The organism is Agrobacterium vitis, assembly GCF_013337045.2.
GTDB lineage: Bacteria > Pseudomonadota > Alphaproteobacteria > Rhizobiales > Rhizobiaceae > Allorhizobium > Allorhizobium vitis_B.
This window is the reverse complement of sequence record NZ_CP118259.1, coordinates 1,562,907-1,579,987: the sequence shown is the minus strand read 5'-3', so window position 1 is coordinate 1,579,987 and position 17,081 is coordinate 1,562,907. Positions and strand designations below refer to the sequence as shown.

Sequence of the window (17,081 nt, the reverse complement as noted above, 5' to 3'; positions counted from 1 at the left end):
AACGTGGCGTTCCGCCTCTGCCGTCCTATGGGTGCTGATCAAGCCAAAAGCCCCGGCAGTATCCTGTCGGGGCTTTTTGTCGTTCAGAACACAGCAATGTACTTCAGCAGCGAAAGAATGCCGATGATGATAACGACGAGACGGGCGATCTGTTTTGCCCGGGCATCAATCGGCAACATGCCAATGAGATAGAGAATCAGCACAATCACCAGGAAGGTGATTAGGATGCTGATGAGAATTGAAGTACCCAAAGCCCCACTCCTAAAGACGCTTAATTGCGCCGTGCGGTGGAACATAATGCTGTGATTTCAAAAGGAAAGGGGAGGGGCTCACAAAATAGCAGCCCCACCTTTGAGTAGATTTAAACGACAGACCATCGGCGACGCAATCGCTGCGTTAGTGTACCGACTTACTTCCAGCAACTGGCGATGTTAGGCCTTTTCATGATCGCCCCAGTGCGACCCGGCGATTGAAATTCATTAGTGTTTTCAACGGGGCGACTTTCTGTCCCACCTGATGGTAACCAATTGAAATCAAATGATATTGACGCGCCTGCAGGGGTCGCCAATCTTCAAAATTCACCGCGTAAGCCATTGAAGATATTCAATTATTTTTAAGGTGAGGGGTTGGTGGTTTAGGGTGAGGGGATAGACTGTTCCCGTTCAGTTTCGTTGCAGCCGCCTGCGAGAGTTTCTTGCGGTCGGCTTTTTTCGTATAGAGCGCGGCCATCGCGTCGGAATTCCAGCCAAAGAGTGCTTTCAGTTCGGCGTTGCTGCCGCCCGCCTCAGCGAGTTTTTGGGCGATGGATTTCCGCAGCCCGTGGGCTCGACCGTCGATGCCAGCTTCCTTGCACATGTCGCCAAACCAGTTGCCAAAGGCCGCGGCGGATTTGAAGGGGCGCCCGTGCACGGGTGTCACCAGATAGGCCAGATGTCCTGTGCTTGTCCTGCTCAATGTCTGCGCCAGAATCGGGTGCAGGGGGATGAATAGTTCCGCGTCGTTCTTTCCCGCGCGGATCTCGATGACGCCATCCTTGATGTGCTGCGGGCCGAGGCGATAGACATCCTGTCGGCGTAATCCGGTGAACAGCATCATTTCCATTGCAAGACGTGCCGGCGTGCCGGGGCCATGATGGCGGTAGAAATCAATGACGTCCTGTTCTGACCAAGGTAAAAAGCCGCGAGATTTGGGCCGTGGCCGCTTCACGCCACGAACGGGGTTTTCCCGGGCATAGCCAGCGTCTACAGCCCATTCGAACAGATAGCCCATCACCTTCATGTAATTCACGGCGGCGTGGGGCGTGGCCGCTCGCCGATCACGGCCAGCGGCGATCGCTGCCCGATCGATGTGCGATACGATCATCTTGCCGCCTGTCTTGCAAACAACCTTCAGGATGTTGCGGCGATTGGCCTGGGTTGATTCCTTCAGGCCCTTGAAGGCGGCACTCTCCTGGTACTTGTCGACCAGCCATTGCAGAGTGTGTTTCGATGGTGCGGACTTCTCGACCTGCGCACCGGCCATCAAACTTTTCCAGGCGGCAATGAATTCTTCCGATGCGTATTCACCGGGCAACCGCGTGCGCTTGCCGTCGCCGATGCGGAAGTACCAGACGGTTTTATTGTGTCTGGTCGTCTGCTTCTGAACATATTGATATCGGGGGCGCGGCATATCCTCCATCAGAGATAGCCTCTCGCGCTTTCTTCAAGCTGTTTTTCGCTGATCTGGTCGTTATCCCCGTTAATCACAACCGCGCCATCCGGGTTGACCCGGACAGTTTTGATTTCGACGCCCGCGCGCTTCACCGCCTTGATGGCCCTGGCAATAGAGTCCTCTGTGAAGGGAATGGTTCTTCTACCCATATCATTTTCCCCTTCTTGGTCCCATGGTTTCGGCATTCATCAAATACGCAGCCAGGTTCGTCCCGGCGTGGCAGACGCCGGCGACGGTGATTTCACCGTTGGTTATGGTGAAACTGGCGTGGCACTTATAGGTGACGGTTGCCCAGGTCCTGGCGGTGTCGACATCCAGCATAATCCGGTCGGCGCCACAGCATGGGCAGCGGGTGGTGGATTGGAGTTTGTAGGCGCGGGCGGTGGTCATGGTGCTCATGTCCTCAGTCCAATCTCGGATCGCCGGTTGGCATCATGCCGCGCAGGAAGCTTTCGCGCTGCGCCTGGTCGTGCCGCGCCTTCTCCTCCGGTGACATGGCGTCGTAGGTGGCTTTGGCTTTGGCGATCAGTTCCAGTAGTTCGGGGCTTGTGGCTGGGCAGATGACCGACCGCACGGCCATGTTGCGGGCATGGCGGATATTTTCGGCGCAGTGATCGCAGCCGCGACTAATGGCAAGATCGAGGGCAGATTGAGATTGCCGTAGTTCGTTGCTCAGGCGGGTGATCTCGTTTGCGGCTTCGTCGCAAATGGTGTGGTGGACACCATCGCCCCACTCGTCAGTTGGCCGATATGTTCGTAGGCGCTCGACAATGTCAATTTCGACAGTGGATCGATTGGTTTTCTCCTTCTCATGCATCGGCGCTGCCCTCCATTGCCTTTGGTAGCATGCCGTCTTCGGCGGCTTTGGATTTGGCGATCCACTCCAGCCGCTCGTCAGGCGACAGTTTGACAAATCTGCGGGCGGGGCGCAGGTTCTTCTCGCTGTAGATGTGGCAGAACGATCCGCCACCATCGGCCTGATGTTCGACCACGTAGCGGACAGCGCCGCGTGTTGTGGCGAAGATGCCGCGCACCTCGCCCTTGGCCGTGTAGTCGCCGGTGTGTTTTTCGACTGTGTCGCCGATTGCGAAGGGCATGGGAACGGGCAGGACGCAAAGGCCGAAGAGTTCGGTCGATGTGGGTTTGCCAAAGTCCTTCAGCGCGAAATCGCGGACGGTTTGCTTGCCTAGATCGAAGGCCGTGAGGAGCCATTGCGGTTCCGGGTGCCACTCGGTCGAGCCAAACCAGATATTCTTGGGTAGGATGGTGCGTTCTGATGTCTCGCCGCGATAGTTGGTGTAGGTGAGAGTGACAGGATCGGTACGCTCATGGTCATAAGCCCGATAGCCAATAATGTTGGCCTGTTTCAGATCCATTAGGATTGCGCAATGTCCATCAATCTCCCGGACGGAATACGGTTGGTCACTGTTGAGGAATTCGGTAAAGCCCGCATCGTCGTTATGATAGGTAATTGGCTCCTGCGCTGGCGAAGTGGTGAGAGTGACGGGTTCATGCGCTGGTGCCATCACAATCGATTGCGGCGATGGTGGAAGGACGCCATCGGGTCGAGGACGACGGAGGAATCCACGAATAGCGTTGATGGCTGGAGCCATATCCCTCGCAAGCCATGCTTCGACGTCCCTTACGCCGCACTGACGCCCACCGGGTAGCGCTTCCCACGCATCCACAACGGCATGAAGTTGGGCTTCTGCATCTATCATCGTCTATTCTCCTTGAAGAGTTTCGAGGAGAGAGGCGATCCGCTCCTCTCGTTGGTGAAGCATCATTGCGAGATTGCCAACATCGACTGGATCGCCCTTTTCGACATGCTCGCGGAGGAGATGCGAAATGAAAAGTTGTGAGCAATCATCCTTGTCCTCCCAGCCACTGCGGCCATCGAGGCGCTTCTTGGCGAGCTTTTCCTTCATAGCTGCGGCGAAGCGGTCAACAGCGATATCGTCGGCATGCGCAGGCGCTGCGGCAATGGCGGCTTGAATAGCCATGCGAATAACGTCATCGGGGATACCGGGACGAGACCTGGAAAGAACGCTGTCGGCGGCATCAACCATTTTGTCTGTGATTTCCATCATCTCTCTCCAATCACACCCGCATCGGCATCAGCACGATGAGGTTTTCTTCGTGGTCACCATCGGCCCGCAGGATGGCGGGGCTGCCAGCGGTTTCCATGGCGAGGGTTAGCGGCCCGTCGCCGAGGTGGGTCAGGGCGTCGAGGACATATTTGCCGTTGAAACCGGCTTCGATTTCCAGCGAGCCTTCGACCGGAATGGTTTCCTCGGCCGATCCAGCGTCTGGGTTGTTGACGGACAGCTGCAACTGGCCATCCGAAAACTTGAACTTGACGGCCCGGCCTTTCTCGCTGGAAATGACGATGACGCGCTCGACGGCGGGCCTGATGGCCTTGGCCTCAAACTCAGCCTTCGCCGCGCCCGCCTGCGGAATGACGCGGGTATAATCCGGGAAAGTGCCGTCGATCAGCTTTGAGACGATCCGCAGGCCGGGCATGGTGATAGAGATTCGGCTATCCGTCGCCTCCAGCGTCACGTCGCCATCGGGCAGGTGTGCCAGCAACGCAGTAACCAGCTTGCGCGGCAGGATAATGCGATCAGGGGCAACGCCCTCGATGCGCAGCCAGCGCTTGGCCAGGCGGTGGCCGTCCGTCGCCACCAGCAAGGCCCCATCGGCGCCTGGCTCAATAAAGACGCCATTCAGATAATAGCGGGTCTCTTCCGTGGAAATGGCGAAGGCGACGGAGGTGAGTGCGGCTTTCAGCCCCGACCCGGAGGCGGTGCAACGGGTGGGGTTATCGGCGGTAAAATCCGGCATGATCGGCAGATCGTCCAGCGGCAGCACCTGAAGCTGAAACTTCGACCGGCCAGACGAGACGATGGCTTGCGTCTTATCCGCATCCAACTTGATCTTCACCTGCACGCCATCCGGCAGCTTGCCAACGATATCGTCCAGCAGCTTGGCCGCGATCGTGAACGGGTGGAAATCCATATCAAGATCGGCCGCGAGATCGACGGTGCCTTCAATGTCGAGGTCCGTCATACGCAGTTGCAGGCCAGAGGCCCCGCGCTCAAACCCGACATTGGAGAGAATCGGAATGGTGTTGCGGGTCTCGACAATGCTCTTGCGGATCTTCAACGCGGCGGCGAGGGCGGATTTGCTGGCGGTGATCATGATGAAACCCTGTCGATATTGGATTTGATGACGCGGAAGGTGTAGGCAGCGACCCATGGGTTCGGCCACATGCTCGGGTCATCGCCGTATTTTTTGGGGAACTTGTTCAAGGTGTGGAAATAGTTGAGGAAAGCGCCGCCCGCTGTCGACAGGCAATGATCGATATCCAACACCTTGCCGCTATCGACCGGACCCCAATCCATTGACCAGCCGATGTCTTCCAAGGCATCGCCGCGGCATTCCAGCCGGTAGGTCGCGCCCTCTGCAATGGCATCGGCATCCGTGATATCTTGCATTCGCATGACGCGGACATCAGTGATGACAAGGGTGAGGCGCGAGTGTTTTCGAAACATGAAGCGGCCCAGACGCTTGTGCCAAGCCGGGGTGGCCGGGTCATGGTGGTGCCGCCCCTTTCGAAACACTTCCGGCGCTTCGAAATGGATTTCAGGGCTATCCTCAACAAAATGCCATTTCTGGCGACCTTGTTTGGTCCGGGCGGCTTCGGCGGTTTCCCAATGGCCGTAACGATAGTGTTCTTCGCAAACGTAGAGCCGGTCGCCGCGCTTGATCTTGATGTCTAGCTCGCCGGCATAATTGCCATAGACACTCCGACGCTCGAAAGAATGGTATGGGTCTGCATCAAACGGGCGAATGTTTTTTCGCACTATGTTGATACCTGGTGCAGGCTGAAACTTTAGCCCGCGCCGAGTTTGTGTCTTCGTCCCGGCAAGCAGGGCAAGGATCATTGGTCCGCTGAAAAGGATTGGTTTCCCGGCCATTGTCTCTATCCCTCACTGATTTGGGTGATAGGCTTGGCATTGCCAGCCATGTATTTCTGAGCCTGGACCATCAGCCGCAGGCCGCTGAAAATCTGTTTGGCGATCTCGGCTCGCACTTTCGCTTCGTGCGCCGTGATCGTGCCGCTGCGCAATTCGGCCAGGTCTTGCCGCAGGCCGGTGATGATGCCGGGTACGTCGAAGGCGCTACCGATGTCTGAATTGTCCATTGTGGATTTCCCATTGCAAAAGGCTGATCATGGCGTCCAGTTGCCGGAGGACGTGGAAATTGCGGCGGTTGAAAACCGGCCCGGAGATTTTGTTGCCCCAGCGTGAGGCGCAGGATTTGCAGATCGGTGGCCGCTCTGGCGGACCAACCCGTGACACATATTCGTAGGGTCTCGGCTGCGGCACGTCCTTTTCGCAAATCAAACAGGTGAAGAGCGGCGGATCGGCATTCATAGCCCGGAGCCTTTCAGCTTGTCGGCGGCCAGTTCGCCAGCCGTGGTCAGGGTCAATGGGTTTCGGTTGCCCCGCTCCAGCACCAGCCCATGGTTGATCAAGGCCTTGATGGTGGCGGCGGTAATGGAGAGGTTGCCCACTCGCCAGCCGCCCCGCTCGCGACCGTTGAAGCGATAGAAGCGGATGGCCAGCAGGGCTTCCCGCTGGGCTGGCGTCAGGGTCGCATTCGGATCGGTCACGGCGGGGTTGCTGGCGAGTGGGGTCATGGTGTTAGGCCGTCACTTCCGGCTTGCCTTCATAGGCAGGCAGGGATGTCTCTTGTTCCGCGCTGTCCAGATCGGCGCGCACCTGGTCGGTGATATGGATGTCCGGCCGGTAAAGGTGGAAGCTCCAGATAACTGACCCGTTCTTGACGCGGTAGCGCAGGCGCACGGGAATGCGGGCCTTGGTGCCCATGAAGAACGGCGCGATGGAAAGGATGAACAGGCCAGGCACAGAAATCTTGGCGCCGGTTGCGTCCCGATGCACTTCCTCGAAAGTGATCTGGCCTTCACCGCTTTGCAGGGTGACGTTGTTCTTCACGCTGCTTTCGACATTGACCTGCAAACCGCGCGACAGAGTAACCAGCTCGTTCGGATAGGCGGTTTTCAGGCTGAATGTGTCCAGGTATTCGTCAATTTCCGCCTGCGTCGGTGCGGCCAGATCAGGGATATGATCTTCGATCCACTGCGCAAAATCCGTCTGGTTCATGGGTTGACCGTTTTGTGCGACCCATGCCTGCCATTCTTCCGACAACGGGAATGGATATTTGATCCGGTGCTTGCAATTGTCGGCTTCGCCGCCGCTTACCGCCTGATGGTAATCGATCACGGCGGTGATGCTGGGTTTCTGCCAGTCGGTTTCGGCGAAAATCACGCTGTCGCTGGTCTTGTGGCGATTGACCAGACCGATGAAGCTTTCCAGCGTTTTGACTTCGGCTGTGCCGAGTTTGGCGCGGGGCTTTTCACGGTATTCCTCCAGCAGCGGCTTGACGGAGATCGCCTTGCCGGCCTTGCGATCGATCAGAATGGGGATTTCCGAGGGTAATCCGTGGATGGCCGTGATCAACCCGACATGGTCAATCCTCGTTCCTGCATCGTCCGCCATTTCGCGGATGGCGTTGATATCGAGGGTCAGCGGTTGCAGGCTGCCGACGAGGGTGTCAATTTCTGTCATGGTCATGCTCCTTGGGGTTTAAAGGCTGTGAAACTTGGAAGGCGAAGAGGGGAAAGGGTCAGTTCTGGCGTGTGCTTTCGATGACGCGCGGGCCGCCGAACATGTCGCGCTGGCTGGGATGTTCGGTGGAAAGCGCACCTTCATCCGTTGCCCAGAAGACATCGCCCCGGCGCTGCACCTTCGGCGTCTTTGTCTTGATCTCGTTGCTGACGTTGACCATGTCGTTGTGCATTTCGAACTTCATGATCAGGCTGACTTCGCCCTTGAATTTCGTCTTCGGGCTTTCCTGCGAGAGATCGTGCAGAATGGTGATGACCTCTTTCAGTGTGCGTGACAGGTCAGTGTTCAACTCCCCCTGTTCGAGCACACCCAGCAACACGCTGGCTTCATTTATGACTTTCATCGGATTGGTCCTTTCGGGGTTGGGAAGGCGCTAGAATGCTCGGTGCTAGAACGGCACCTCGTCATCCATATCGTCGCGGAAGTCGCGCCCAGCAGGCGCAGCGCGGCTGCCGGTGTCGCGGCTTTGGCCGTAATCATCCGGGCTATCGGCGGCGGGCGGGCGGTTGGAAGAGTTGCTGCCCAGCATGGTCAGGGTGGCGTTGAAACCGTTCAGCACGATCTCGGTGCTGTAGCGGTCGTTGCCGCTCTGGTCCTGCCATTTGCGGGTTTGCAGCTTGCCCTCGATGTAGACGTGAGCGCCCTTTTTCAGGTACTGCTCGGCAACCTTGCAGAGACCTTCGGTGAAAATCACCACGCTGTGCCACTCGGTCTTTTCCTTGCGGTCACCGGATGTGTGGTCGCGCCAGGTCTCGGATGTGGCCACCCGCAGATTGGCAATCGGCTTGCCGTCCTGGGTGCGGCGAATTTCCGGATCGGCGCCGAGGTAGCCGATGAGAATGACTTTGTTGACGGAACCGGCCATTATGCACCTGCCGTTTCTGCGAACAGGTCACCGACCGCCTTCTTCTCAATGAACATTTTGCAGCGCTGATTGACGATTCCGTCTCGCGGGATGAGCATGTTCAAAATGCTGTCGGGATTGTTGCATTCCCGATAATTGAACAGCAGGTGGGCTTCCATGACCGGGCAGCCTTCGTCGTGGACGCAGCGAGAGCAATGCTCTTCGACGTAGCCCATCCCCTCCGATGCGTTGGAAAAATAGGCCATCACGCATCTGCCGATTCTGATGGATTGGTGGCTTTTTCGCCAATTCCCATCGATAGCTTACCGTGTGCGGCAAGGTCGGAAACGCGCGCTACAAGCTCGCAAATCTGATCGGGCCAAACCCACCAGACAGGGAAAGTTCCCTCCGCATCGGCGCGGTGTAAATCAGCGCCGCAGCGCATACGGCGACCGATGCTATCAAAGCACATCGCTGTGAAATGATTGCCGCGCCAGCCTTTCCCTTCGCCATGCTCGGTATTCCTGTATTCAGGATGGCAGGTTAGCCAGGAAGATGCTTTGTTCACCCACTGCTGAAAGCTGGTAAATTGCTGGCCTTCGAAGGGTGGCGCTATGCGTTGATTATCCATCACGCACCGCCTTCCAAGGCATTCAGCACTTCGTCCAGCGATGTGCAGATTGCGTTCGCCATCAGTGCCATCAGTTCCGGCTCTTCGCCATCGCGGGTCCAGATGATCAGGCGCTTGCCGCGACCGGCGAACCATCCGGCTTCCAGATGTGCCGAACGTCCGCAGGGTAGGAGCAGGATGCAGGTGTCTGCCCACTCCATGCCTCGGAAGTCATTCATGTAGCCGAGTGCAGCCGTAGGATGGGTGGTCAGTAGGTCGCGGTATTTCTTCGCATCCCATGCCTGCCAGTCAGGATCGATTTCGGACCACGCGAAGCCCTTGACGCCGTTTGGCGGGTTTCGAAAATCGTAGACAAAGTGACCTGCGTTGCGCAGCGTCTGGACGGCTAGCGGCTGCGACGTATTCCGCCAGCTGGATGCAAGGTAGATTCTGGACATAAAAAACTCCTCCAGTTCACCGGCCCTTGGCCGGCTTGGAAATATGGGCGAGGTGGGCCAGTCGGCAGGCGTCTATGCGGTCCTGGCCGATCAGGCGGATGGCGAGTTTGATGAAGGCCTCTTCGGCCTTGGCTGGACCCCATGGGGTGATCGCGCCCTTCAGCTTCGGCTGGGGGTATTTGCCGATGGGGTAAAGCTCCTGGCCGCGCAGAAACAGCGCGCGCGCCTCGGCACCCAGCATCATCAGGTCCATGTCGTGGACCAGCTTGCGGTGATTGTTGCGCCATGCGGCAGGCGCGGGCAGGCCAAGCGCGGTATAGATCACCGTGTCCCATCCGGTTTTCAGGGTCTGCATGGCGCGGCGGAAGGCGACGGCATAGGCAGGGTCCGCCGTCTGCTGGGTGATGATTGCGGCCAGCGCGTCTTGCGCCGGGCGGGTCCAATCCCCCACAACGAATTCATGGCCATCGTGAAGCAAAAATAGCGCGGCCACGATGGGATCGACGCGCTCGTGCAGCAGCGCCTCGGTGCCCATAACGCTGTGCTGGGCAACGCTAAACCCGCCCGCTTCCGGCACGCCATTGTAACGGTTGATGCGCGATAGGCCTGCGGCCATCTTATAGATGCAGACCTCTCCGACATCAGGCGCAACCATATCCAGCAGCGAACCATCGGCGCGGAAAGACGAAACCGGGGCGCGGGCGAGGCGGGTCATGAGCGATTGTCCAGCGCAACGTTGATGCGCGCCTGGAGAAATTGCGGCCAAGCCGGGTAGCCAACGGCAGGCGTCCCGCCGAAATGGTATTGCCAGATGAATTCTGCCCGGTCGTGCGCAGGCAGATTGGCGGCAAAGGAAAGGGCGGCCTCGGCGCTGACACGGCGGACGCGGTCGTCCACATGAGCCCTACGCAACGTGCTGTTTGAATTCCACAAATACAGTATCCATCCGAAACAGCAGATCACCAGGAGGATCAGGCCGTAAACCTGCATCAAGACGTCAGGCGTCATCGCGCAACCTCCAGCGTCAGCAGTCGCAGTTGATTGCGCAGCGTGAAGGGCAGATCGCACAGCTCTTTGATCGGCGTGTTGGTGTCGATCATCGTGCAGGGGTCGATTTCCCTGAATGTGCGGACAAGGGCCATTTTCAGGGTGTAGTTCTCGCGGATCAGGGCGTCTTGCTCTTGCGGTGTCATGGCCGCCTCACACGCTGCAAGCGATCATGAAGCCGATAGCGCAAGCACAGGGCAGCATGAAAGCGATCTGGTGGCGGGCGATGAAAGCGCCGATGCGGCGCAGGTCAAAGCGGGTGGCGGGCGAAGGGACGCAAAAAGGCACCATCACCAATTGCAGTGATTTGAAAGACATGATCTGTTCCCCGTTGAAGGTCCGGGTGCCCGCCGCCCGGTGGATCTGTAGGGCAATGGCGGCGGGCCTCGGGGTAGCCACCGTGTGGTTGCGGTGGATGAAACGGAATATGATGCGGAATGAATTCCGTGTCAACGGGGAGTGCGGAAGGAATTCCGTTTTTTGTTGGGAGAGGGTATTCCGTGCCAATTTACAGAGTCGGTTTCGTCTCGACAAAAACCGGTAAGCACAACAGCAGAAATGTGAAGGCCTTTGACGAGGCGGACGCCTGTGAGACGTGCAAGGGTGAGGCTGTTGACGGGAGTGTGGTGGCGCAATTGCTTCCGCCAGAGCCTGCGACCGAGGCGCAGATCGCCTATCTAAAAGGTTTAGGCGTTGATGCGCCGCGCGGGTTGTCAAGGGATGAGGCCATCGATCTCACTGATGCCACGTTGAGGAAGCAGCTTGCGATCAATAAGACGGATATGAATGTTGCCGCGCTTTTCCGCGTTGAAGTGACGCGCTATGCATCGAAGCCGATGGTGTACCAGCGCATTTTTAACCACCTGCTTCACCGAGAGGCGTGGATGGATATGACCATCTGGTTCGTGTGGAGGGTTTCTCGCCACATGCTTTACCATGGCGTACCGGGTGGTGGCTTTGCGCCTGACGATCCAAAACTGAAGAGTGTCGCTCAGGACTTGATGGCTGACCCGGAATGGCTTCCTGTCCTAAGGCGCGTTTGTCGGAATTCAGTCTGTGGATTTCGGTGGTTTGGGGTCTACAAAGGGCATCAAGGCGAAAGTATGAGAACCCGCGCCTTCCAAAAGGTTCGGGCTGCTCTTTCCGTGATTGGCCATGCTCCGGTCAGGCCTGAGCCTGTAAGTGCTGAAATAGAATTGTCTGTCCAGCGTCATGTGGCAGAGGTTTTGCAAAGCCAAGCCCGGCTTTCCAGTCAGGCAGCCCAAAGCCCGCAAAATAAGGGCATAATTAGCCATCCACCTGCGAAGAGCCTACCAGTTTGGTGGTTTCTGGCCATTGGCTCCGGCATTTTGATTTTGCTGAAAGTGATAAGCACATCACCGCATTAAGACGAAAGCAATTCGTTGACGCTCAAGACGCGATGGATGCTGACAACGAATTCCCTTGGGAGGCTCACCTCCGATTTGGCAGGATTGTGCTTGCCGATGACGACATGGTTCTCTGTCTTTCGCAGGAAAACTCCGAGCGATGCCTCGACATCGATGTGGTCGCTGGTTTTGCTTTGGACGACGACGACATCGCCTGCTCTGGCTGGGCGGTGAGGGTTGAGATAAATCAGGTCACCCGGGAAAAACTGCGGCTCCATCGATGACCCTTCGACGTACAGGGCATAGATATCGCGCGCGCCCATCAAAGCTGGCGGACGGCGGACATAGTCGACGACACCTGGTTCAAGCTTGAACGCGCCCCTGACGAGAGACCCTGCGGCGGTCCCCATGACTGGAACGTCCATTGCCATTGTTTGAGGCGCAGAGGTCGTGGCCTGGACGCTGGAGACTTCCGGCTGCGCAGCGTCCTGTTCCTTTACCGCCTGCACTTCATCGCCGGCTTTGCCGTGCATGATGAACTGCTCGGTGACATCAAAGAATTTCGCCAAGGCGGCGATTGTCCGCATGCTCGGCACCTGATCGGGCTTTCTGAGGAGCTTCGGCAGCGTCTCCTTGTCCAGGCCAATCTCCTTCGACACCCACTGCGGGCCTTTCCCGGTGGATTGGATGAGTTTCGATATGCGCTGCTGAATGCTTTCGGTCATGAGCGGAATACTATCCGCGTTTTGTTTTTCGGTAAGACGGAAAGAATTCCGTTGACGATGCGGAAAACGTTCCGTATCCTTCGTGACCATGATGACATTGCGCGAAAAGCTCATTCTGATTTCCGATACCTATGCTGCGTCTCGCGGCGTTGGTCGCCAGCGCATTTCGACGTTGGTGCTAAATCGAGGCTCGACCCTTGACGCTATTGCGGATGGCCGGGCCGATGTGACGACCGGAACATTTGAGCGTGCCATGCAGTGGTTTTCTGACCGTTGGCCCGCTGATCTGGTTTGGCCAGATGGCGTTACCCGTCCAGATCAAGCTCTTGTCCCGGAGGTCGCCGAATGAAGCGCCCCGCTTTCCGTTCCTCCCGCGTCGGGTCTGGTCGTTTCCCGGCGCAATCTTGCCGCCGGATTGGGGTTCCCCGGTCGTTGTGCGGCTCTCCTGCCGGGGCTGGGGGTTCCTGGTTTCGGCAGGAGGTTTTGTCTGGGTCATATCGGCCTCGCAAATGAGTAAGTTCTAAAGTTAAGCCCCTGTTTCTGTTGCGGTTTTATCCGCCTGCGCGGGGCAGTTCACGAAAACAAATCGGCAAAAAATATCCTTGACTTCTGAGGAGGGAAACGTGCGCGCAATTAACAAAGATCAGGCCGCCGCCTTGAAGGGCGCCACCCGCCGCGCAGTCCAGATGGCGGGCACGGCGGAATGCTTTCAGCACACCACGCGCGTCGGCAAGGCGCCGCTGTCCAACTATGCCAGCACCTCCGAGGACAATGCGGAAAAGTTCATGCCGCTAGATATCGTGCTGGAAGCCGATCTTGAGGCCGGTTCACCGGTGATTACCGAGCAGCTGGCCCGGTTGCAGGGGTATCGCCTGGTCAAGGACGAGCCGGAAGCTGTTCCTGCCGGGCTTGGTTTTATTGATCTGCTGACCATGGACAGCTTTGCCGCCGCGCTCAAGACCGCCGTCGTCGAGGCTTTGGACGATGGACATATTTCCACGGGTGAGGCCCGCGATATCGGCCGCGAAGGTGAGCGGGTCATCAAAAAAGTGCGTGAAATCATGTCCAAGGCGGGGGCAAGCGTATGACCCCGGTTGAACAGAAGCTTCACGACGCCCGTCGTCGCCATGACCACGAAATCAACGTGGCTGCCTTTGCGCCCAACCCGCCGATGGATCGGCGCACCTGCCGGAAGTGTAGATCGACGCTGACAATGGCCGAGGTGATCGAAAAACACTGCATTCGCTGCGCGGAAATTGTCGCGGAAGTGCGGAGGGATCTGCTGTGATGGTCGAGGCGGAAGCGGTTCTTGATCAGCCTGCATCGGTGACGTTTGACGCCGGATCTGGTGTCGTCTCCGGCGATGGCTGGAGCGTGCGGCTTGTGCGCCGCGAAGCGCAGATTTTCGAAGCGCTCTGGGATGCCAAGGGGCGCACTGTTTCGCCCAGCATGCTGGTCCAGTTGGTTTATGACATCGATGACGAGCCGGAAAATGCCGATGGTGCCATCCATGCTCATGTCTCAAAGCTGCGGGCGCGGTTGTCCGATCATGGGATCGAGATTCTGTCGCGGCGTTTCCAGGGCTATTGGATCGAGGTGTCACGGGGTGGCCGCGAAAAGATCGCCCCTATTGCGTTGCCTGAGCATAGCGGGTTTCAGCGCTCGTTGGGCGTGACCGTTTACGACAAATTGGTGATTTCTGCCCTGCATGCCAAGGCCGAGCAGCATGATTGCCTGCCGCAGCATGTGGCGCTGGCGCTGCTGAAGGCAGTCGTCGCCGCCGATCTGATTGACGCGGTGTTCGACGGCGACCCGCCGCAAGCCTTCGTGCGCGTGCCTGCCGTCGTGGCCGAACAGCCTGCCAAAGCGGCGCAACGCCCGCCCTCGAGGCTCGGGGCCACGCAACGCCGCTTTCTGGAGTGGTTTGCCAATCAGCCGCCCGGGCCGGTGGAACTCTCAACCAACCAGATCGCCGAAACCCTCAGTGCCGAACGCTGGCGTACGCACGAAATCCTCCAATCGCTGACGCGGCGCGGGTTTCTTGAGGTCGCACGGCAAGGCAAGCGCGGCGGTCAGCCGACATTCTATCAGCTGGTGCGGGGTGACGTGGCATGATCACCTTTCTCGATGGTCGCGTGACCTTGTATCCTGGCGATTGCCTGGAGGTGCTTCGCACCATTACTTCCGACAGCATCGATTGCGTTGTGACGTCGCCGCCCTATTGGGGTTTGCGGGATTATGGCGTTGAAGGCCAAATCGGTCTTGAGCCGACATTAGCCGAACATCTTGCCGTGATGGTCGGGGTTTTTGATGAAGTGCGACGGGTTCTGAAGCCAACTGGAACCTGCTGGATCAATTACGGCGATTGTTATGCCGCAGCGCCAAATGGTCGGAGCGCAGCGGATACCAAGACCGCCGGCAATGATGACCGTACGTTCCGCGATAAGCCATTCTCGACGGTTGGCGGCGGTATCAAGGCAAAAGACCTGTGCATGATTCCCAACCGCCTCGCGATTGCGTTGCAGGATGCCGGGTGGTGGGTTCGGTCTGAAATCATCTGGGGCAAGACAAACCCTATGCCCGATAGTTCCGGTGCTTATCGTCCATCCACGGCGCATGAAAAGATCTTCATGCTGACGAAAACGGCGGACGGTGACGTCTGGCGAGCACGCGACACAGGGGAAGTCTCATTTTTCCCAGACTTGTCGGAGCGTTGCGGCTTGGTGACGGACCCGAAGCGGGATGGCGCCCGATGGTTACGCATAGGGTCTTTTTATGATGCCGAAGTCGTCAAACAAGGCGGCGCTCCGGGTTTAACCGGTAATGAACATAACCGCCACAGCCTTGGACAGGCGATCCCGGAGAACCAGCGCCGAGCTCCCAGCAAAATCAAGATGCCAGATGGATGGGAATCTGGCGAGGGTGCCCATGGCTCTCGCCATCGTCGTGGTCGCGAATCAGGAAAGATCCTGGAGGTAACGCCGCGTCACCAAGGACAAATCAACCACACCGGTCTCGATGAGCTGGGACGGGGTAATGGTCGGTATCTTCGCAATTATGAGCCAGCGCCGCTGACCGTTTGGGAGATGGCAACGCAGGCTTTCTCTGAGGCGCATTTTGCAACCTTCCCAACTGAGCTGGCCGAACGTTGCATTTTGGCAGGCTGCCCAAAGGGTGGTCTCGTCCTCGACCCATTCGGCGGCGCTGGCACGACGGCGCTGGTCGCTCTCAGACATGGCAGAAACGCGGCGCTGATCGAGCTGAATGCAGAATACGCAGAAATTGCAAAATCTCGGATTGAAGATGAATGGCGGGTCCAGCGAAAGCGGAAAGACCCGATTGGTGTTCTCCCTCTCTTTGTGGAGGCAGCCCAGTGAGCAGCGCCAGCGTCAAGCCATCTGCCGCGCCCGGCCTCTACGTCGTCACCAACAAACCGCAGGCGGCAGCCATCGATCTCTTTCATTGCGATCTGGAGCTGGTGCCTGCATGGGCGCGGATCGTCAGTGATGTCTCGGGGATCCCGGCGATCCCGACCGACGCCAAGGTGATCAACCAATGGTACGGCTACGGCGATCTGTTTGAACAGATCTGGCGCGAAGAGCGCCAGCGGCGGAAATTCGACATGGATTATGCCGCCCATGTGGCCACGCTTCAAGCCTGGCATGACAAGCGGTGGGCCGTCGATGCGCCGGCCACACCAACGGAGCCGTCACCCGCACCCTCCGCGCCGGTTTCCTCTCCCTCGGCGGCCAGTCATCCGGACCAGGCCGCCGCGTCTTCCCTTCCCAGAAAATCGAGGTGGTCATGATCGCACTGGATCTCTTCGGGCCTTGTTCTTTGTCCCCGGTAAAATTCGCAAGCCTTTCCCCCGCAGATCAGACGCTTTGCGTCCGCCTGATGTTTGAAAAAATGTCGGAAATGGCCGGTGCCACGGGCTTGAAAGGTGATGGCATGCAGCGGATCGGCGCGGCGCGCCATCAGGTCAATATGCCAGACCAGAGGGAACGCAACCGCTGCGAACGAAGCGATGATGACGATCTCTCTGCGCCCGCCTCGAAAATCCTGCGGCTGTTTTGTGCCGAAGATGGGCCGATCAGCATGCCTCATGCTGAAATGGAGCGTCGGGCGGGCCTGACCAAAGGTTCGGTGCGCTGGATATTGGAAAGCCTGAAGGAACGCGGACTGATCGTCTGCCTTCGCGCCGGCAAAGGCCCGCGTCAAAGCACATGGTCGGTCACCGACGCCGGTCGTCTTGCCATTGCGGCCATTGCGCTGGAGGCGGCCGATGGGTGAGGACCGAAAAATCACCCTGATCATCGCCCCCAACCGGGATGCGGCGGCGAAGACCTGCGATGCCTGGCAGGTGCCGCGTGGCCGCCTTGGCGATGGCCGCGCGCTGCGCGTCATCACCTGCCCGGAAGGCCTGCGTGGCTGGCACGAAGGCACGGCCTGCCTGATCGATTTCAATCTGTTCGGCCGGGAAGACGTGCGGCTGAAAGACCTGGCGCAAAGCCTGCTGGCCAGCGGCCGGTTGCGGAGAATCGGCTTTAAGGAATTGCGCGAATTGCGTGGGGAGCACGGTTCCCGTGGGGAGGTGGTATCATGA

The 17,081-nt window shown here is 58.3% G+C and carries 31 protein-coding genes; 8 read left to right on the top strand and 23 right to left on the bottom strand.

Annotation, left to right across the window (positions count from 1 at the left end; genetic code table 11):
- Positions 1 to 83: 83 nt before the first annotated feature.
- From G6L01_RS07510 to G6L01_RS07410, 21 genes are all read right to left on the bottom strand, one after another.
- A complete protein-coding gene (locus G6L01_RS07510; RefSeq protein WP_234902226.1) occupies positions 84 to 251 on the bottom strand; it encodes a Thivi_2564 family membrane protein in 168 nt (55 codons plus the stop codon).
- A gap of 352 nt (positions 252 to 603) precedes the next feature.
- Positions 604 to 1,677: a tyrosine-type recombinase/integrase gene (locus G6L01_RS07505; RefSeq protein WP_081344053.1), complete on the bottom strand. Its 1,074-nt coding sequence runs from the start codon at positions 1,675 to 1,677 to the stop codon at positions 604 to 606.
- The gene (locus tag G6L01_RS07500) at positions 1,677 to 1,859 is read right to left on the bottom strand and encodes a hypothetical protein (protein ID WP_070150661.1); all 183 of its coding nucleotides are present in this window, start codon (positions 1,857 to 1,859) and stop codon (positions 1,677 to 1,679) included. Before G6L01_RS07500 ends, G6L01_RS07505 begins: the two co-directional genes overlap by 1 nt.
- A gap of 1 nt (position 1,860) precedes the next feature.
- A complete protein-coding gene (locus tag G6L01_RS07495) occupies positions 1,861 to 2,109 on the bottom strand; it encodes a hypothetical protein (RefSeq protein WP_070164833.1) in 249 nt (82 codons plus the stop codon).
- Positions 2,110 to 2,113: 4 nt separating this feature from the next.
- Complete coding sequence (locus tag G6L01_RS07490) at positions 2,114 to 2,527, bottom strand: hypothetical protein (protein ID WP_070164832.1); 414 nt, start codon at positions 2,525 to 2,527, stop codon at positions 2,114 to 2,116.
- A complete protein-coding gene (locus G6L01_RS07485; RefSeq protein WP_197432310.1) occupies positions 2,520 to 3,431 on the bottom strand; it encodes a hypothetical protein in 912 nt (303 codons plus the stop codon). The genes G6L01_RS07490 and G6L01_RS07485 overlap by 8 nt, the downstream gene beginning before the upstream one ends.
- Before the next feature lie 3 nt (positions 3,432 to 3,434).
- Positions 3,435 to 3,800, bottom strand: a complete 366-nt coding sequence (locus G6L01_RS07480) for a hypothetical protein (protein WP_070164831.1) — start codon at positions 3,798 to 3,800, stop codon at positions 3,435 to 3,437.
- 10 nt (positions 3,801 to 3,810) lie between these two features.
- On the bottom strand, positions 3,811 to 4,911 hold the full coding sequence (gene dnaN / locus G6L01_RS07475) for a DNA polymerase III subunit beta (protein WP_174089204.1): 1,101 nt from the start codon (positions 4,909 to 4,911) through the stop codon (positions 3,811 to 3,813).
- Positions 4,908 to 5,690 (bottom strand): hypothetical protein, encoded by a 783-nt coding sequence (locus G6L01_RS07470; RefSeq protein WP_070164830.1) that lies wholly within the window; start codon positions 5,688 to 5,690, stop codon positions 4,908 to 4,910. The genes dnaN and G6L01_RS07470 overlap by 4 nt, the downstream gene beginning before the upstream one ends.
- A gap of 5 nt (positions 5,691 to 5,695) precedes the next feature.
- Positions 5,696 to 5,917 (bottom strand): hypothetical protein, encoded by a 222-nt coding sequence (locus tag G6L01_RS07465; protein ID WP_070164829.1) that lies wholly within the window; start codon positions 5,915 to 5,917, stop codon positions 5,696 to 5,698.
- 228 nt (positions 5,918 to 6,145) lie between these two features.
- A complete protein-coding gene (locus G6L01_RS07460; protein ID WP_070164827.1) occupies positions 6,146 to 6,415 on the bottom strand; it encodes a hypothetical protein in 270 nt (89 codons plus the stop codon).
- Between the two features lie 4 nt (positions 6,416 to 6,419).
- Positions 6,420 to 7,364 carry a DUF2303 family protein gene (locus G6L01_RS07455; protein WP_070164826.1) on the bottom strand — a complete coding sequence of 315 codons (945 nt, stop codon included), beginning with the start codon at positions 7,362 to 7,364 and terminating at the stop codon, positions 6,420 to 6,422.
- A gap of 58 nt (positions 7,365 to 7,422) precedes the next feature.
- On the bottom strand, positions 7,423 to 7,767 hold the full coding sequence (locus tag G6L01_RS07450; protein WP_070150669.1) for a hypothetical protein: 345 nt from the start codon (positions 7,765 to 7,767) through the stop codon (positions 7,423 to 7,425).
- A 45-nt stretch (positions 7,768 to 7,812) separates the two neighbouring features.
- Positions 7,813 to 8,289, bottom strand: coding sequence for a single-stranded DNA-binding protein (locus G6L01_RS07445; RefSeq protein WP_070164825.1), 477 nt, complete (start codon positions 8,287 to 8,289; stop codon positions 7,813 to 7,815).
- Positions 8,289 to 8,534 carry a hypothetical protein gene (locus G6L01_RS07440; protein WP_070164824.1) on the bottom strand — a complete coding sequence of 82 codons (246 nt, stop codon included), beginning with the start codon at positions 8,532 to 8,534 and terminating at the stop codon, positions 8,289 to 8,291. The genes G6L01_RS07445 and G6L01_RS07440 overlap by 1 nt, the downstream gene beginning before the upstream one ends.
- Positions 8,534 to 8,899 carry a hypothetical protein gene (locus G6L01_RS07435; protein ID WP_070164823.1) on the bottom strand — a complete coding sequence of 122 codons (366 nt, stop codon included), beginning with the start codon at positions 8,897 to 8,899 and terminating at the stop codon, positions 8,534 to 8,536. Before G6L01_RS07435 ends, G6L01_RS07440 begins: the two co-directional genes overlap by 1 nt.
- Positions 8,899 to 9,336, bottom strand: a complete 438-nt coding sequence (locus G6L01_RS07430) for a hypothetical protein (protein WP_070164822.1) — start codon at positions 9,334 to 9,336, stop codon at positions 8,899 to 8,901. The genes G6L01_RS07435 and G6L01_RS07430 overlap by 1 nt, the downstream gene beginning before the upstream one ends.
- Positions 9,337 to 9,352: 16 nt before the next feature.
- Complete coding sequence (locus tag G6L01_RS07425) at positions 9,353 to 10,051, bottom strand: hypothetical protein (RefSeq protein WP_070164821.1); 699 nt, start codon at positions 10,049 to 10,051, stop codon at positions 9,353 to 9,355.
- The gene (locus G6L01_RS07420; RefSeq protein ID WP_070164820.1) at positions 10,048 to 10,344 is read right to left on the bottom strand and encodes a hypothetical protein; all 297 of its coding nucleotides are present in this window, start codon (positions 10,342 to 10,344) and stop codon (positions 10,048 to 10,050) included. The genes G6L01_RS07425 and G6L01_RS07420 overlap by 4 nt, the downstream gene beginning before the upstream one ends.
- Positions 10,341 to 10,529, bottom strand: coding sequence for a hypothetical protein (locus tag G6L01_RS07415; protein WP_070164819.1), 189 nt, complete (start codon positions 10,527 to 10,529; stop codon positions 10,341 to 10,343). Before G6L01_RS07415 ends, G6L01_RS07420 begins: the two co-directional genes overlap by 4 nt.
- A 7-nt stretch (positions 10,530 to 10,536) precedes the next feature.
- On the bottom strand, positions 10,537 to 10,701 hold the full coding sequence (locus G6L01_RS07410) for a hypothetical protein (protein WP_156584065.1): 165 nt from the start codon (positions 10,699 to 10,701) through the stop codon (positions 10,537 to 10,539).
- A gap of 182 nt (positions 10,702 to 10,883) precedes the next feature.
- Here G6L01_RS07410 and G6L01_RS07405 point away from each other — a divergent pair, with 182 nt between their 5' ends.
- On the top strand, positions 10,884 to 11,771 hold the full coding sequence (locus G6L01_RS07405; RefSeq protein WP_139190301.1) for a hypothetical protein: 888 nt from the start codon (positions 10,884 to 10,886) through the stop codon (positions 11,769 to 11,771).
- Here G6L01_RS07405 and G6L01_RS07400 read toward each other — a convergent pair.
- A complete protein-coding gene (locus tag G6L01_RS07400) occupies positions 11,768 to 12,589 on the bottom strand; it encodes a S24 family peptidase (protein WP_081344051.1) in 822 nt (273 codons plus the stop codon). The two genes, G6L01_RS07405 and G6L01_RS07400, sit on opposite strands and share 4 nt — an antisense overlap.
- Before the next feature lie 64 nt (positions 12,590 to 12,653).
- On the bottom strand, positions 12,654 to 12,971 hold the full coding sequence (locus G6L01_RS07395; protein ID WP_156762428.1) for a hypothetical protein: 318 nt from the start codon (positions 12,969 to 12,971) through the stop codon (positions 12,654 to 12,656).
- Between the two features lie 127 nt (positions 12,972 to 13,098).
- Here G6L01_RS07395 and G6L01_RS07390 point away from each other — a divergent pair, with 127 nt between their 5' ends.
- Genes G6L01_RS07390 through G6L01_RS07360 form a run of 7 tightly spaced genes read left to right on the top strand, consistent with a single transcriptional unit; the run spans position 13,099 to position 17,081 of the window.
- A complete protein-coding gene (locus G6L01_RS07390; protein ID WP_070164815.1) occupies positions 13,099 to 13,563 on the top strand; it encodes a hypothetical protein in 465 nt (154 codons plus the stop codon).
- Positions 13,560 to 13,763 (top strand): hypothetical protein, encoded by a 204-nt coding sequence (locus G6L01_RS07385; RefSeq protein WP_070164814.1) that lies wholly within the window; start codon positions 13,560 to 13,562, stop codon positions 13,761 to 13,763. Before G6L01_RS07390 ends, G6L01_RS07385 begins: the two co-directional genes overlap by 4 nt.
- Positions 13,763 to 14,590, top strand: a complete 828-nt coding sequence (locus G6L01_RS07380) for a helix-turn-helix domain-containing protein (RefSeq protein WP_156584063.1) — start codon at positions 13,763 to 13,765, stop codon at positions 14,588 to 14,590. The genes G6L01_RS07385 and G6L01_RS07380 overlap by 1 nt, the downstream gene beginning before the upstream one ends.
- On the top strand, positions 14,587 to 15,852 hold the full coding sequence (locus G6L01_RS07375) for a DNA-methyltransferase (protein ID WP_081344050.1): 1,266 nt from the start codon (positions 14,587 to 14,589) through the stop codon (positions 15,850 to 15,852). Before G6L01_RS07380 ends, G6L01_RS07375 begins: the two co-directional genes overlap by 4 nt.
- On the top strand, positions 15,849 to 16,283 hold the full coding sequence (locus tag G6L01_RS07370) for a hypothetical protein (RefSeq protein ID WP_156584062.1): 435 nt from the start codon (positions 15,849 to 15,851) through the stop codon (positions 16,281 to 16,283). The genes G6L01_RS07375 and G6L01_RS07370 overlap by 4 nt, the downstream gene beginning before the upstream one ends.
- Positions 16,280 to 16,768 carry a hypothetical protein gene (locus G6L01_RS07365; protein ID WP_156584061.1) on the top strand — a complete coding sequence of 163 codons (489 nt, stop codon included), beginning with the start codon at positions 16,280 to 16,282 and terminating at the stop codon, positions 16,766 to 16,768. Before G6L01_RS07370 ends, G6L01_RS07365 begins: the two co-directional genes overlap by 4 nt.
- Positions 16,761 to 17,081 carry a hypothetical protein gene (locus tag G6L01_RS07360; protein WP_156584060.1) on the top strand — a complete coding sequence of 107 codons (321 nt, stop codon included), beginning with the start codon at positions 16,761 to 16,763 and terminating at the stop codon, positions 17,079 to 17,081. The genes G6L01_RS07365 and G6L01_RS07360 overlap by 8 nt, the downstream gene beginning before the upstream one ends.

Coding starts and splice junctions, on each gene's coding strand:
- G6L01_RS07505 (WP_081344053.1), bottom strand. CDS start 1,677: ATGGAGGATATGCCGCGCCCCCGATATCAATATGTTCAGAAGCAGACG.
- G6L01_RS07500 (WP_070150661.1), bottom strand. CDS start 1,859: ATGGGTAGAAGAACCATTCCCTTCACAGAGGACTCTATTGCCAGGGCC.
- G6L01_RS07495 (WP_070164833.1), bottom strand. CDS start 2,109: ATGAGCACCATGACCACCGCCCGCGCCTACAAACTCCAATCCACCACC.
- G6L01_RS07490 (WP_070164832.1), bottom strand. CDS start 2,527: ATGCATGAGAAGGAGAAAACCAATCGATCCACTGTCGAAATTGACATT.
- G6L01_RS07485 (WP_197432310.1), bottom strand. CDS start 3,431: ATGATAGATGCAGAAGCCCAACTTCATGCCGTTGTGGATGCGTGGGAA.
- G6L01_RS07480 (WP_070164831.1), bottom strand. CDS start 3,800: ATGATGGAAATCACAGACAAAATGGTTGATGCCGCCGACAGCGTTCTT.
- dnaN (WP_174089204.1), bottom strand. CDS start 4,911: ATGATCACCGCCAGCAAATCCGCCCTCGCCGCCGCGTTGAAGATCCGC.
- G6L01_RS07470 (WP_070164830.1), bottom strand. CDS start 5,690: ATGGCCGGGAAACCAATCCTTTTCAGCGGACCAATGATCCTTGCCCTG.
- G6L01_RS07465 (WP_070164829.1), bottom strand. CDS start 5,917: ATGGACAATTCAGACATCGGTAGCGCCTTCGACGTACCCGGCATCATC.
- G6L01_RS07460 (WP_070164827.1), bottom strand. CDS start 6,415: ATGACCCCACTCGCCAGCAACCCCGCCGTGACCGATCCGAATGCGACC.
- G6L01_RS07455 (WP_070164826.1), bottom strand. CDS start 7,364: ATGACAGAAATTGACACCCTCGTCGGCAGCCTGCAACCGCTGACCCTC.
- G6L01_RS07450 (WP_070150669.1), bottom strand. CDS start 7,767: ATGAAAGTCATAAATGAAGCCAGCGTGTTGCTGGGTGTGCTCGAACAG.
- G6L01_RS07445 (WP_070164825.1), bottom strand. CDS start 8,289: ATGGCCGGTTCCGTCAACAAAGTCATTCTCATCGGCTACCTCGGCGCC.
- G6L01_RS07440 (WP_070164824.1), bottom strand. CDS start 8,534: ATGGCCTATTTTTCCAACGCATCGGAGGGGATGGGCTACGTCGAAGAG.
- G6L01_RS07435 (WP_070164823.1), bottom strand. CDS start 8,899: ATGGATAATCAACGCATAGCGCCACCCTTCGAAGGCCAGCAATTTACC.
- G6L01_RS07430 (WP_070164822.1), bottom strand. CDS start 9,336: ATGTCCAGAATCTACCTTGCATCCAGCTGGCGGAATACGTCGCAGCCG.
- G6L01_RS07425 (WP_070164821.1), bottom strand. CDS start 10,051: ATGACCCGCCTCGCCCGCGCCCCGGTTTCGTCTTTCCGCGCCGATGGT.
- G6L01_RS07420 (WP_070164820.1), bottom strand. CDS start 10,344: ATGACGCCTGACGTCTTGATGCAGGTTTACGGCCTGATCCTCCTGGTG.
- G6L01_RS07415 (WP_070164819.1), bottom strand. CDS start 10,529: ATGACACCGCAAGAGCAAGACGCCCTGATCCGCGAGAACTACACCCTG.
- G6L01_RS07410 (WP_156584065.1), bottom strand. CDS start 10,701: ATGTCTTTCAAATCACTGCAATTGGTGATGGTGCCTTTTTGCGTCCCT.
- G6L01_RS07400 (WP_081344051.1), bottom strand. CDS start 12,589: ATGAGCTTTTCGCGCAATGTCATCATGGTCACGAAGGATACGGAACGT.
- G6L01_RS07395 (WP_156762428.1), bottom strand. CDS start 12,971: ATGACCCAGACAAAACCTCCTGCCGAAACCAGGAACCCCCAGCCCCGG.
- G6L01_RS07385 (WP_070164814.1), top strand. CDS start 13,560: ATGACCCCGGTTGAACAGAAGCTTCACGACGCCCGTCGTCGCCATGAC.
- G6L01_RS07380 (WP_156584063.1), top strand. CDS start 13,763: ATGGTCGAGGCGGAAGCGGTTCTTGATCAGCCTGCATCGGTGACGTTT.
- G6L01_RS07375 (WP_081344050.1), top strand. CDS start 14,587: ATGATCACCTTTCTCGATGGTCGCGTGACCTTGTATCCTGGCGATTGC.
- G6L01_RS07365 (WP_156584061.1), top strand. CDS start 16,280: ATGATCGCACTGGATCTCTTCGGGCCTTGTTCTTTGTCCCCGGTAAAA.
- G6L01_RS07360 (WP_156584060.1), top strand. CDS start 16,761: ATGGGTGAGGACCGAAAAATCACCCTGATCATCGCCCCCAACCGGGAT.